The organism is Pseudomonas corni (assembly GCF_057128765.1).
Genome location: NZ_JBSKHW010000002.1, coordinates 346,156 through 358,603, shown reverse-complemented (window position 1 = coordinate 358,603; position 12,448 = coordinate 346,156). Strand labels below are relative to the sequence as shown.

The following is a 12,448-nucleotide window of genomic DNA, read 5'->3' as shown; positions in this document are numbered from 1 at the left end:
GTCTATTCACAATGTATAAAACTGACGACTTTCGCGTCACGTTAAGTTTTGCGCAAATGGCCGCAATTCTAACTCAGGATTCGTTATCTGAAGGCGAGATAAGATCGAATCGCATATTCGGCAGTTTACGGCTGGTGGGAGGCATCGTAGAACTCGCAGGTGCGGGTGTTCTATGTGCGCTTCCCGATCCGACCATGATAAGCAAGGTCGGATGCGTGGCTATGGGGAGTGCATGCTGCTGATCAACTGTCTGCTGCGTCAACGCAGATTTTGACTGGCCGGAATACCGATTCATTCGCTTTCAAAGCCGGAGCGTCCGCTGCCGAGGCACTTGGCGCTTCTCACGCTGCGGGCCAGGTCATCGGATTAGCAACTGAATTCGCGGTACCGCTTTCTACGGCTTCTTTGTATAACGCGTTCAGAGTGTCTTCGGTCAGGGCGGGGCGTTTGACGGTAGTGACAAATGAAATACCATTACACGCGCCTAAAAAATTTGGCGGCGGCCATATTATTGCCAGGCATGTTGACAAGGACGGGGCGTTTCTGCAGAAACGGTTTGCGTCGAAGAAAATTCATGTGGCGAGCACCTTTTATGACCTGGCGACCGCAGAGCGAGCAGTAAGCCAGGCGCTTCAGCGAAATAAGCTTAAAATTATTATGTACTCTAAGGCGAAGTTTCTTTTGAGGAATGGGCAATATGAATTTGATACGATTTTGAATAGGGTCGTCGGTTGGGGTATCTCTAGAAATGCCCCAAACGTCCCTATTGAAATGTCAAAGGTTAGAGTCGTTATATCGTTCGTGGAATATAATCATATGCCCTACTACATTGTCACGGCATATCCTATACCTTAGGGTAAAATTGTGGCAGGGTTTGCTCCGTAAGGATAGTAAATGGTTATATAAATATTATTGTTTTCGTGTCCGATAATGCAGAAGTTTCCTATTTCCGTTGATGAATCGTTTTGTCAGAGCGGGGGGGTGTTGTGGACGACGATCCATAAATACATGCGCCTAAATGCTGGGCGGCGGTCAGTCAATTTTAAAGTTTAGATCAGGAGTTGAATTTTTTGGAAAAGATACTTTCCCCGAATAAGGTCACTGAGTCGAGTACGTTTTATGACTTGGAGGCCGCTGAGTGGGCTGTGAGTCAGGCGCTTCAAAAGAATAAGCTGAAGATTTTTATCTACTCTAAGGCGAAATTTCTACTCATGCGTCCGGAGTACAGGTTTGATATGCAGCTGGACAAAGCAGTGGGTTGGGGGCTTACCAGTCAAAATCCTGAAGAGGTAGTAGATCTTTCAGCAATCAGAGTCGTTGTTAAGATGGCTGAGTATAACCACATGCCTTTCTTCATTCTCACGGCATTTCCAGTTTGGAGAGTACTCCCATCGACATACGGTTTTCTCATGGGTTTCATGTATGACGTAGGAATTGCAGTAGGAGAGTTTTTGGAAGACGAAGACAAAGAAAATTTCGTTCCTCTGACTTTGCCGGAAATTGTAGCGGAGTACATGGATACTCACGGCGTTTTATGTGTGTTCTTTTTGAAAAGAAACATCAAAAAGTACATCAAGAAATACATGACTGTTGACGGTCTGGAATATGCAGATCCATTTGACCAGGAGCTTTCGTTTGCTGAGGACTACTTCGAAGGCGACCTCCACGTTTTCCTCACAAACGTCCTGTCCTTACTCGACGCAGAGCGCAAGTCACGAATCAAAGGGTTCTTCTCACGCTAACCCGCGTTGTCGGTCACTGGAAAGTCTTGGGTAATGTCAAAGCTTCCCTTGGCAACCACGCTTTTCGCTTCACACAGTTTCGCGTCAAACCCTGGATGGCGTTCGCCGTGTTCCGCCGCGAACGTGGCGGCTTCTTTGGAGCAGGCTTCGTTGGGTTGTTCTGGACCGAAGGCTGCGTTGAACTGGAAGCCCCCGATCAGTCGATAGCGGACCAGCAGCTTGTTATTCGACTGCAATTTCTCCACCGACGTGAAGTCGAGTTTGACGTTGCTGTTCGCGCCGGTTTTGTCTTTGTCGAAATACAGGTAATAAGCACCGGTGTCATAGGACGCGTTGCTTTCGCCGTGGGTAACTTCAACGCGCCCGCCCTGGAATAGCAACTCGATATGAGGCTGGGAAGGGTTTTCAAACGAAAAGCCGAGAATCGGTCCAATGCTGACACGATTGCTGTCGCCATCTTTAATCTGATTACCACTAAGGGTCAGCCAGTTTGCCCCAGGTTCTTTTCCGGGCAGAAATCCAACGGCCACATCCTCGCCCGTCGCCACGTAATGCAAATTCAGGTCGCCAGTGACATCGATGGTCATTTGCTTGAGCGGAGCTGAGGCATTGGCGACGGGACTTTTGCCTGCCGTGGGATCATCGTTGCCGCAGCCAGATAACGCTGCAACAAAGACGCTCAGAAGTATGAGCAGTCGGGGCAGGGGACGGGCGAGATTTGGGGTCATGTGCATTCCATGGGTGAGCGGCTTAGGGCGCTTCTGTTTGGTTGCAGGTTATGACCGCACAATCGGCGAGTATGTCGAATAAATTTTTCCTGACTGCTGGCTGGCCGAGGCTGAACTATCCCGTCGGGCTGAATCCACTCGCTGCCTTACGACACTCCGGTATTCAATCCACCCTCGGCGCTGGTTGGCGCAAACACTGGTGCCGTCAATCTGGTTATCAATCAACAACCATTGTGCCAAGTGCTGTCTGAGACATTCCTGAAGACCTCCGGCGCTTTAGTTTTATTACTACGAGGGCGTCTGGGCCCATCTTCGTTGTCGGCGGTGAGGCGCTCACGCAGGCGATTGCGCTCATCTTCGGTCATCGTGTGCCTCTCCTTGGCGAAACGTTGGAAGCCCGCAAAATAGCTTGGGGGGATAGCTATTTAGCATTTGCTGCAGTTCGGAGGGATCAGCACTGTATCCTGATCTTCATTTCTGTAACGGTTTCGGCCTGTCTTGCCTGGACCCCTCCGCGTTAAGGTTCGAACCCTTTCCAGCGGTCAATGGAGTGGCAGCTAATGCATCAAACTCTTGAGCAGGTTTTTGGTTATCGGCAGTTCCGGGTGGGACAAGAGGCCGCGATTGGTGCGGTGTTGGCCGGACGTTCAGCGGCGGCGATCTTCCCGACTGGCTCGGGCAAGTCTCTTTGCTATCAGCTTCCTGCGCTGTTGTTGCCGCATCTGACGTTGGTGGTCTCGCCGCTGCTGGCACTGATTCAGGACCAGTTAGCGTTTCTCCAGCGTCACGGCATTGCAGCGGCCAGCATCGACTCAGCACAAAATCGTGATGAGGTGGCGGACGTCATGTCGCGAGCCCGGTCCGGTGATTTGAAGATTTTGATGATTTCGGTGGAGCGTCTCAAGAATGAACGTTTCCGCCATTTCATTGCGCAGATTCCGGTCTCGTTGCTGGTGGTAGATGAAGCGCACTGCATCTCCGAGTGGGGGCACAATTTCCGCCCCGATTACCTGAAACTGCCGGACTACCAACGCGAGTTCAACATCCCGCAGGCTCTGCTGCTAACGGCCACCGCCACGCCGGATGTGATTGCAGACATGCAAAGCAAATTCGGCATCGAGCCTGACGATGTCGTCACCACCGGTTTTTATCGCTCCAACCTGAAGCTGCTTATCGAGCCCGTATCAGGTCATGACAAGCGCAAGCGTCTTGTGCAATGGCTGACCGAGCGGGCGAATCAACCGACCATTGTGTACGTGACGCTGCAAAAGACTGCTGAGTTTGTCGCTTTGCACCTCTCTGATCATGGCATTGCTGCTTACGCGTACCACGCGGGACTTGTTCACGATAAGCGGGAGTCGATTCAGCGCCAGTTCATGGACGGAAGGATTAATTGCATCGTCGCCACCATCGCCTTTGGCATGGGTATCGACAAGAGCGACATTCGTAATGTCGTCCACTTTGATTTGCCCAAGTCCATCGAAAATTACAGTCAGGAAATTGGCCGGGCCGGACGTGACGGCGCATCGTCCGAGTGTCTGGTATTGGCCAATCGTGACAGCGTCAACGTGCTGGAAAACTTCGTGTACGGCGACACACCTGAGCTTGAGGGCATACGGCGCGTACTTGAGGACGTGCTCAATGCGAGGGGCGATGGTCAGTGGGAGTTTCTGCTGACGCCGCTGTCGGACATGAGCAACATTCGCCAGCTGCCCCTCAAAACGCTGTTGGTACAGCTTGAGCTTCGCGGAATCATAGCCCCGCGCTATTCCTATTTTGCGGAGTATCGCTTCAAGTTCTTGCTAACCGCAGAGCAAATAGTTCAGCGTTTCGAAGGCGAGCGTCGGCAATTCGTGCAGGCGCTGATGGAGACATCGAGCAAGGCGCGCACTTGGGCAACCGTTAACTTTGATGCGATGTTTCAGCAGTACCGCGCTGATCGCGGGCGGGTTGTGACTGCGCTGGATTACTTCCAGGAGAAAGGCTGGATCGAGCTGGAAAGCAAGCAGATGACTGAGGTGTACAGCCTGCTTGATACAGACTTCGACCTTGACGGGCTGAGTGCGGAGCTGCACGCCCACTTTGCGCACCACGAACGGACTGAAGTGGCGCGGATTCACGCAATGCTGGATGTGTTCAGCAGCGAGCAATGCTTGAGCTTTCGACTGGCCCAGTACTTCGGCGATGAAAATGCGCCCGAGCATTGCGGACACTGTTCAGTATGCGAAGGGTGCGTGGCCCGGTTACCGGCGGCGCCAGCATTGGCGCCATTCGAGGCTCAAGATTTTCAGGGCCTGTGCGCCGAATTCATCGCAAGGCATTTAAGTGCGAAGGGCTTTGAACCCAGCGCTGAATGCCTGACCCGGTTTCTGTGCGGAATCAGTGTGCCTATGTTCACCAGGCTCAAGGCGCGGAGCATCACAGGGTTCGGGATGCTGGAGCATTATCCATACGCCTCAGTGCGCGAATGGGTCATAAGCCAGGTTTGATTCAGCTCGGTGTGGCTGCGACGTGATCATCGCAGCCACGCTCGGGCTCCTAACGTTATGAGTCGCTGTTCTCAGGTGCTGCGAATTGCTGCTTCGCTTCGATTGCAGCCGCATCAAGATCCAGGACGCCTTGGCCATACGCTTCCTCATTGGCAAACAGGCCATTGCGGTTTGCGGTTGTCAGCAGGATCGCGCGCAACTGCTGAGGGCTGGCCTGGGGATAAAGACTTTGCATCGCCGCCAGCGCCCCGCTGACCAACGCAGTGGCGGGAGAGGTGCCCGCAGTTTCAGTTAACGCTCCGTCTTTGCCGGTGGTCCACAGACCGCGGTCCTTGCCGCCATCTCCACCCGGAGCGGCAATGCACCACTTCGCGGCGATCGCGCAGTAGTTGGACTTATCGGTAACCAGCGTTCCCTGATTATTGAGCGCTACAACTGCCAGCCAGCCTTTTTCCAGTTCATTCACGGCAAAGGGCAGGCCGGGCTCAGCCAAAGGCTGTCGCTTGAGTTCGTTCCCGGTTGGAAATACAAAAACCGCACCGTTGCCGACCAAATCACGCGCCATCGCCAATGATTCGGGCATCACCTGGTTGTAACGCGCCTCGGTAATTTCTGTGGCTGGAATGGAGTTTGCCCAAGAGTTGCTGATGATTCGCGCTCCTGCGTCGAAGCTGAGCTTCCACGATTGAGCTATCTCGCTATCAAAGAAGAAGGGTTCGTCATTGTCCCCAAAGCGCATCGGGATAATTTTTGCGTCGTAGGCGACGCCGTGGATACCCTCATCATCCTTGTTAGCAGCGATGATGCCTGCCATTTCGGTCCCGTGGCCCTTTACATCGACTGTGCCGGGCACATTGCGCATGAAGTCATACCCCGGATCAGCGATGCGGCCGCGAAACTCCGGCAGGGCGGTATTCAGACCAGAGTCGATGACGGCGACGGTGACTCCCTGTCCCGTACCGCCCCGCGCGTAAAGCGTTGCGGCCTTGATGATGGCGAGGCCCTTTTGAGCTTCATACTCATCGGTTTCAAACCCGGCAATGTGCTGGCGGTCTTGAGAAGTGTCGTGCTGTTTCGCTGGTGTGATGCAGCCTGTCAGCAGCAGCGGAAGAATCAACGTGGTAACGCTTAAGCGGTGTTTCGTTTCGGGGGTTTTCAGCTTGATTTGGTACTGTGGAAATTTGTACATACGCAGCTCCATGATGTAAATCCACTACGCTTCCTGCGTAATGGTCGTCGGCTGTCAGTATTGTGGCTTTCTCAGGGTTTCGGGCCATAGATATGTATCGTTTTATCTGCGCAAGTGACGCCCTGTAATTTCAATCCATTGCGCAGTAGCGATCCTCCATCCGCATTTACAAGGTTTGTGATCAATGACTACAACGCAGCGCGCCGACTACAAACACTTTCAGCCCATCACCACTCGTTGGCACGACAACGATATCTACGGCCACGTGAACAACGTGACTTATTACAGCTTCTTCGATAGCGCGGTGAATACCTACCTCATCGAGCGCGGCGCTCTGGATATTCACGATGGTGCGGTGGTGGGGTTTGTCGTCAGTTCGTCGTGCGATTACTTCGCCTCGATTGCCTATCCCGACCTGATCGAAATCGGTCTGCGGGTGGCCAAACTGGGCAATAGCTCAGTTCAATATGAGTTGGCGGTGTTCAAATCGGGAGAGGAGGAGGCCTGTGCAGCGGGGCGATTCGTGCATGTGTTCGTGGACCGGGGCTCGAATCAGCCAGTGCCGATTCCGGACGAGCTGAGAAGGGCGATGGCGTTGTTGCAGGTCTGAAAACAACACTGGCCGCTTTTCAGGCCGCCAGTGTGTGAAGCTTCAATCATGAGCTTGGCGGATTAACGATGACGCCAATGGCGTTGGTTTTTACGATGACCGTAGGCGTGGCCGCGTGGGCCATGGCCGTTACGATAATCGCGACGGTCGCCACGATAGCTGCGATCGTCATCGCGACGGCTTTCGTTGCCCATGTAGTTACCCAGCGCGCCACCTGCGCCACCGCCGGCTGCGGCGCCAATCAGGCTGCCGGTGCTGCCGCCGACGCTGCGGCCGATCACGTTACCGCCCGCTGCGCCCAAGCCGCCGCCAAGCGCTGCTTCAGTGCGGTTGCGACGATTGGCGCCTACCGCACCACCTGCCGCACCACCCAGGCCGGCACCAATGGCCGAACCTGTGCTGCCGCCAATCTGTTGGCCGACAACTGAACCGAGTACCCCACCCAATGCTCCGCCCACACCGGCAGTCACATTGTCGCCAGCTGAAGCGAAACCAGTGGCCAGAGTGAGTGACAACAACAGAATCGAGGAATACTTCATGTATGGACTCTCGTAGGGATGACGGCGCGATCCTGCAATCATGTAGGAAATGTCACAATCGAAATCCGACGAATAACACGACTTGTATACAAAACGCTAAGTTATTGTTTTGGTTAAGGAACTAAAGCCGGAATCGACAGTCCTAGATTACTTCAGACAGGCCCGAATCACGCGATTCGGGCCTTTTTTTGTGCGGAGATTCTGTAGGAGCGAATTTATTCGCGAGGCTTTGTCCGGCTTACAGGATTTATCGAACGATCCTACGTCTCGCGAATGAGTTCGCTCCTACAGAGAGAGTTATTCGCAAAACAAATCAAACGATCCGCGCCACCTCAACATGCCGCTCCAGCTTGATTGCGACGAACTTCGATGTCGGCGTGCTGCTGCCTTCACCGACGCTTTCCAGCGGGACCAGAGGGTTCACCTCTGGGTAATACGCCGCAGCCTGCCCGGCAGGGATGTCGAACGCAAGCAACGTGAAGCCCTTCACGCGGCGCACGATGTCATCGCCCCAGATCGACACGATATCGGCCTTCTGGCCTGGCACGAAGCCCAGGCGCACGATGTCAGCCTCATTCATGAACATTACGTCACGTTGACCTTTAACGCCGCGATAACGATCGTCCAGGCCATAAATGGTGGTGTTGTACTGATCGTGGGAGCGCATCGATTGCATGATCAGATCCGGAATAATCCCCGTGGCGCGAACGCCTTCATGCACCAGATCCACCGGGAGCATGTTCGGCTTGAAGTTGGCGCGGGCACTTGGCGTGTTCCAGCGACGCGCACCCGCCGAGTTGCCCAGATAGAAGCCACCCGGATGTTTGATCTTCTCGTTGAAGTCTTTGAAGCCTGGGATCGTGTCAGCGATCAGGTCGCGAATGCGGCTGTAATCTTCCACCAGCCACAGCCAGTCCACCGGCTGCTTGCCCAGCGTTGCGTTAGCGATGCCGGCGAGGATCGCAGGTTCGGACCGCATCTGACGCGACAGCGGTTTTAGCTGACCGTTGGAGGCATGAACCATGCTGAATGAGTCCTCTACGGTCACTGCCTGCGGACCGTCGGCCTGAATGTCGATATCCGTACGACCAAAGCACGGCAGGATCAGCGCGTCTTTGCCATGCATCAGGTGGCTGCGGTTGAGCTTGGTGCTGATCTGCACCGTCAGGTCGCAGTTGCGCAGCGCCTCGGCAGTACGCGGGCTGTCCGGCGTGGCTTGGGCAAAGTTACCGCCCAGGCCGATGAAGACTTTCGAGCGACCTTCGAGCATCGCGTGAATGGCTTCGACCACGTTATGGCCATTGGTGCGAGGCACTTTGAACTGGAAGCGTTTTTCCAAAGCGTCGAGGAAGAACACTGGCGGGCGCTCGTTGATGCCCATGGTGCGATCACCCTGCACGTTGCTGTGCCCACGTACCGGGCAAAGGCCTGCGCCGGGGCGGCCGATATTGCCGCGCAGCAGCATCAGATTGGCGACTTCCTGGATAGTCGGCACCGAGTGGCGATGCTGGGTAATCCCCATCGCCCAGCACATGATCACGTTTTTGCCTTTGGCGTACATGCGCGCGGCGCGCTCGATGTCTTCCAGCGGCAAGCCAGACTGCTCGATGATCGCTTCCCATGTGGTGTCGTCGATCTTCGCCAGGTAATCGAGTACGCCCTGGGTGTGCTCGTTGAGGAAGTCGTGGTCGAACACCGATGGCGCGTTGGTTGCCTGAGCTTCGCGCTCCCATTGCAGCAGAAACTTGGCCATACCGCGCAACAAGGCCATGTCGCCACCCAATGCTGGGCGGAAGTAGGCGGTGTTGGTCGGTTCGGAGCCATTGCTTAGCATTTCAAGCGGGTGTTGCGGGTGCTGGAAGCGTTCCAGACCGCGCTCTTTAAGCGGGTTGACGCAAACCACTTGCGCGCCGCGCTGCACTGCTTCACGCAGCGGTTCAAGCATGCGCGGGTGATTGGTGCCAGGGTTCTGGCCCAACACGAAGATGGCGTCGGCGTGTTCGAAGTCGTCGAACGTTACGGTGCCTTTGCCCACACCGACGCTTTGCGACAGCGCCACGCCGCTGGCTTCATGGCACATGTTCGAGCAGTCGGGGAAGTTGTTGGTACCAAAGGCGCGAACGAACAGCTGATACAAATAAGCCGCTTCGTTGCTGGCCCGGCCCGACGTATAGAACTCAGCCATGTCAGGGCTTGGCAGGTTGTTCAGGTGTTTGGCAATCAGGGCGAACGCGTCGTCCCAGCTGATCGGTTTGTATCGATCGGTCTGGGCGTCGTAAGTCATCGGCTCGGTCAGACGGCCCTGATATTCCAGCCAATAGTCACTTTGCTCCAGCAAAGCGCTGACGCTGTAACGGCTGAAAAATGACGGATCAACACGGCGCTTGGTGGCTTCCCAGTTGACCGCTTTGGCGCCGTTTTCGCAGAACTTGACCATGCCGCTTTCCGGCGAATCGCCCCACGCGCAACCAGGGCAGTCGAAGCCGCCGTTTTGGTTGGTCTTGAGCATCATGCGCAGGTTTTTCAGCGCGTTGTCGCTGGTCAGCCACGCCTGCGTCACGCTGATCAGTGCGCCCCATCCACCGGCCGGACCTTTGTACGGCTTGTAACGCGGAACAGGGGTTTTGTCGGCTTGTTTATGCATGCTCAAGCTGGATTCTCCATCGCAGGGCTGTAAACCCGCGGCGCACTTTTCTGCGGCAGGTGGATTAAATTGAGGTTGTGTCGACGCGCCCATTGCAGCGCCAGGCCCGTGGGCGAGGACAGGCTGACCAAGGTTTGAATGCCTGCACGCAGGACTTTTTGAATCAGTTCGAGACTGCAACGACTGGTGACGATAGCCAGGCCGCCCGCGGTGGGGATGTTCTGGCGAATCAGCGCACCGATCAGTTTGTCGAGCGCGTTATGACGGCCAATATCTTCGCGGCCCATCAACAGTTCGCCTTTATCGTTCATGAACACTGCAGCATGCACGGCGCCGCAATGCTGGCCCAACGGCTGGAATTCACTGATGCGCTGGCGCAGGCCTTCCAGCCATTGAGCAGGGGGCAGCGGGGCGCCGGGCAATACGTTCAGCTCAGGCAGCGCTTGCTCGACGGCTTCGACCCCGCACAGGCCGCAGCCGCTGGTGCCGGCCATTTGTCGGCGTTGAGTTTTGAGATTCCAGAAGGCGCGACTGGCAATCTCGACTTCTGCGGTCAGCGCCGAGCCACAGCCGCCGAGCTTGATGTCGTAGATATCACTGGGCGAAGCGATGAGTCCGCTGCCCAGGCTGAAGCCAACAATGAAGTCTTCAAGATCTGCCGGAGTGACCAGCATTACGGCCTGACTGATGTCGTTATAGGCAATAGCGAGTGCTGATTCTTCGGCCAAGTCTGCTGGCTCGACGGCGTCACGCGCGAGATTTGTGTAGCTATAGGGCTGGCTTGCGACGGGCGCGGGCAGGTTTTTTGCGGGCGCCGTGCTGTCCGTGTGCTTGGCGTGCATGGGCAGTACCGGCAGAGTTGTCAGGCCTTTAGCCTAGGCCTCTTCCCCAATGGCGTCTAATTGCTAGTACTGATGTGCCGATAGATGACGTCGATCAAGATGGCTCGATCATTTTCTGGTATAGCGCAAAGCACGCCTCAGCCAGTGCCGAGCGTGGTGCAGCGCGGCGCATGATCAGTCCAAGGCGCGCTAATGTCTGCGCCTCTGCAATAGGCTGTAGTCGCAAATGCTCAGTGAGCGATTCCAGGCCGCCATCCAGCGGCATGATCGCGCAACAAAATCCGCCGTGAACTGCCTGCATCAGTTGGTGCACGGCATCGGTCTGGATCAGCGGCTGGGGTTGCAGGCCGCGACTGTGAAAATTGTGGTCGATGGATTGACGAAAATGCATGCCGCTGTTGAGCATGCCCAGCGGCAGTTCGATCAGGCTCTCCCAGCTTATAGGGGCTTCGCCGAAGCTGAAATGACGCTGGTCGTACATCAGGCCCATGCGTGTTTCGGCCAGTTCCAGGGAGTCAAAACGGTCATTGTCCAGACGCTCCAGGTAGGAAACGCCCAGATCCAGCCGATTGCTCGCCAACTGATCGAGAATCTGCTCGGAGCTCAAAGACGACAGCTCGAAGCGCATGTTGGGATGAACGGCATGCAATCGTTGAAGCAGCGGCAAGGGATCGAAGCTCGACAACGGCACCACGCCCAAGCGCAATGTGCCGACCAGATGGCCCCGACATGCGGCGGCTTCAGCCAGCAAACCGTCATAGGCCGCCAGTACGGTCCGCGCCCAGGCCAGCACGCGTTCGCCAGGGGCGGTGAAGCTCTCAAAGCGCTGCCCGCGATTGACCAACGGCAAATCCAGCTCTTCTTCGAGGCTGCGCAAGCGCATGGAAAGCGTCGGCTGGGTGATGTGACATCGCGCTGCGGCTTGCCCGAAATGACGGGTCTCATCGAGGGCAATCAGGAATTTCAGCTGTTTGATGTCCATCGTCACTCCACTTGGTGCAAGGCAGGCGCCGCGATTCTAGCGCGACCGGATGTCGCATGGCTTGAAACCTTGCGCAGGGGTCATTGGTCGGAAGTGCTGTTCGGGCAAGGTCAGCGGACTAAGGTTGTTGCTTGGGACATAAAAACCACAACGGAGAAACGACATGAGTCTGTTTAGTTTTGTGAAAGAAGCCGGTGAAAAACTCATCGACCTTCTGACGCCTGGCAATGCCAATGCTGAAGAATCCCTGAAGAAGCACATTTCAGATGTGGGATTGGGCAATCCTAACGTCCAGGCAACCGTCGACGGTGACAAGATCACCTTGACCGGTGAAGTTGCCAGCCAGGAAGAAAAGGAAAAGATCGTGCTCGCAGCGGGCAATATCGCGGGCGTGGGCAGTGTGGATGATCAGCTTACTATTGCCGCGGGCGCGCCTGCTGCGGTGGCTGCCAAGTTCGTCACCGTCGAGAAAGGCGACACGCTGAGCGCTATTTCCAAGCGTGTTTATGGCGATGCCAACAAGTATCAAAAAATCTTCGACGCTAATAAACCGATGCTCAAGGACGTGGACAAGATCTACCCGGGTCAGGTTTTGCGTATACCGGAATAGGAACTCGATCTTCTGTGGGAGCGAATTTATTCGCGAGATTTGGCAGGCGACAGATGTATTTCTGATACGCCGA

General features: G+C 55.5%; 11 protein-coding genes. 5 read left to right on the top strand and 6 right to left on the bottom strand.

What is annotated here, in order from left to right; translation table 11 throughout:
* Nucleotides 1-228 precede the first annotated feature (228 nt).
* Nucleotides 229-855, top strand: a complete 627-nt coding sequence (locus ACWKV9_RS05290; RefSeq protein WP_483835037.1) for an RNase A-like domain-containing protein — start codon at nucleotides 229-231, stop codon at nucleotides 853-855.
* A 215-nt stretch (nucleotides 856-1,070) separates the two neighbouring features.
* The gene (locus ACWKV9_RS05285) at nucleotides 1,071-1,742 is read left to right on the top strand and encodes an RNase A-like domain-containing protein (protein ID WP_483835036.1); all 672 of its coding nucleotides are present in this window, start codon (nucleotides 1,071-1,073) and stop codon (nucleotides 1,740-1,742) included.
* Here ACWKV9_RS05285 and ACWKV9_RS05280 read toward each other — a convergent pair.
* Nucleotides 1,739-2,470, bottom strand: coding sequence for a hypothetical protein (locus ACWKV9_RS05280; RefSeq protein ID WP_483835035.1), 732 nt, complete (start codon nucleotides 2,468-2,470; stop codon nucleotides 1,739-1,741). The genes ACWKV9_RS05285 and ACWKV9_RS05280 overlap by 4 nt on opposite strands.
* Before the next feature lie 560 nt (nucleotides 2,471-3,030).
* Between ACWKV9_RS05280 and ACWKV9_RS05275 the strand changes: the two genes are divergently transcribed.
* Complete coding sequence (locus ACWKV9_RS05275) at nucleotides 3,031-4,959, top strand: RecQ family ATP-dependent DNA helicase (RefSeq protein ID WP_483835034.1); 1,929 nt, start codon at nucleotides 3,031-3,033, stop codon at nucleotides 4,957-4,959.
* Between the two features lie 55 nt (nucleotides 4,960-5,014).
* Here ACWKV9_RS05275 and ACWKV9_RS05270 read toward each other — a convergent pair whose 3' ends face one another.
* Nucleotides 5,015-6,160, bottom strand: coding sequence for a S8 family peptidase (locus ACWKV9_RS05270; protein WP_483835033.1), 1,146 nt, complete (start codon nucleotides 6,158-6,160; stop codon nucleotides 5,015-5,017).
* A gap of 172 nt (nucleotides 6,161-6,332) precedes the next feature.
* Here ACWKV9_RS05270 and ACWKV9_RS05265 point away from each other — a divergent pair, with 172 nt between their 5' ends.
* Nucleotides 6,333-6,758: an acyl-CoA thioesterase gene (locus ACWKV9_RS05265; RefSeq protein ID WP_483835032.1), complete on the top strand. Its 426-nt coding sequence runs from the start codon at nucleotides 6,333-6,335 to the stop codon at nucleotides 6,756-6,758.
* A 62-nt stretch (nucleotides 6,759-6,820) separates the two neighbouring features.
* Here ACWKV9_RS05265 and ACWKV9_RS05260 read toward each other — a convergent pair whose 3' ends face one another.
* The 4 genes from ACWKV9_RS05260 to ACWKV9_RS05245 all read right to left on the bottom strand — a co-directional run bounded on the left by ACWKV9_RS05260 (nucleotide 6,821) and on the right by ACWKV9_RS05245 (nucleotide 11,765).
* Nucleotides 6,821-7,297: a glycine zipper domain-containing protein gene (locus ACWKV9_RS05260; RefSeq protein ID WP_483835031.1), complete on the bottom strand. Its 477-nt coding sequence runs from the start codon at nucleotides 7,295-7,297 to the stop codon at nucleotides 6,821-6,823.
* A gap of 313 nt (nucleotides 7,298-7,610) precedes the next feature.
* Nucleotides 7,611-9,941, bottom strand: coding sequence for an FdhF/YdeP family oxidoreductase (locus tag ACWKV9_RS05255; RefSeq protein WP_483835391.1), 2,331 nt, complete (start codon nucleotides 9,939-9,941; stop codon nucleotides 7,611-7,613).
* Between the two features lie 2 nt (nucleotides 9,942-9,943).
* Nucleotides 9,944-10,783 carry a formate dehydrogenase accessory sulfurtransferase FdhD gene (gene fdhD, locus ACWKV9_RS05250; protein ID WP_483835030.1) on the bottom strand — a complete coding sequence of 280 codons (840 nt, stop codon included), beginning with the start codon at nucleotides 10,781-10,783 and terminating at the stop codon, nucleotides 9,944-9,946.
* Between the two features lie 94 nt (nucleotides 10,784-10,877).
* Nucleotides 10,878-11,765: a LysR family transcriptional regulator gene (locus ACWKV9_RS05245; protein WP_483835029.1), complete on the bottom strand. Its 888-nt coding sequence runs from the start codon at nucleotides 11,763-11,765 to the stop codon at nucleotides 10,878-10,880.
* Between the two features lie 163 nt (nucleotides 11,766-11,928).
* On the opposite strand from ACWKV9_RS05245, the gene lysM reads away from it, so the two are divergent.
* A complete protein-coding gene (gene lysM / locus ACWKV9_RS05240) occupies nucleotides 11,929-12,375 on the top strand; it encodes a peptidoglycan-binding protein LysM (RefSeq protein WP_483835028.1) in 447 nt (148 codons plus the stop codon).
* Nucleotides 12,376-12,448 lie beyond the last annotated feature (73 nt).

What these genes read in the sequence shown, in the direction of transcription:
- ACWKV9_RS05280 (WP_483835035.1), bottom strand. Translation starts at nt 2,470, where the DNA reads ATGACCCCAAATCTCGCCCGTCCCCTGCCCCGACTGCTCATACTTCTG.
- ACWKV9_RS05275 (WP_483835034.1), top strand. Translation starts at nt 3,031, where the DNA reads ATGCATCAAACTCTTGAGCAGGTTTTTGGTTATCGGCAGTTCCGGGTG.
- ACWKV9_RS05270 (WP_483835033.1), bottom strand. Translation starts at nt 6,160, where the DNA reads ATGGAGCTGCGTATGTACAAATTTCCACAGTACCAAATCAAGCTGAAA.
- ACWKV9_RS05265 (WP_483835032.1), top strand. Translation starts at nt 6,333, where the DNA reads ATGACTACAACGCAGCGCGCCGACTACAAACACTTTCAGCCCATCACC.
- ACWKV9_RS05260 (WP_483835031.1), bottom strand. Translation starts at nt 7,297, where the DNA reads ATGAAGTATTCCTCGATTCTGTTGTTGTCACTCACTCTGGCCACTGGT.
- ACWKV9_RS05255 (WP_483835391.1), bottom strand. Translation starts at nt 9,941, where the DNA reads ATGCATAAACAAGCCGACAAAACCCCTGTTCCGCGTTACAAGCCGTAC.
- fdhD (WP_483835030.1), bottom strand. Translation starts at nt 10,783, where the DNA reads ATGCACGCCAAGCACACGGACAGCACGGCGCCCGCAAAAAACCTGCCC.
- ACWKV9_RS05245 (WP_483835029.1), bottom strand. Translation starts at nt 11,765, where the DNA reads ATGGACATCAAACAGCTGAAATTCCTGATTGCCCTCGATGAGACCCGT.
- lysM (WP_483835028.1), top strand. Translation starts at nt 11,929, where the DNA reads ATGAGTCTGTTTAGTTTTGTGAAAGAAGCCGGTGAAAAACTCATCGAC.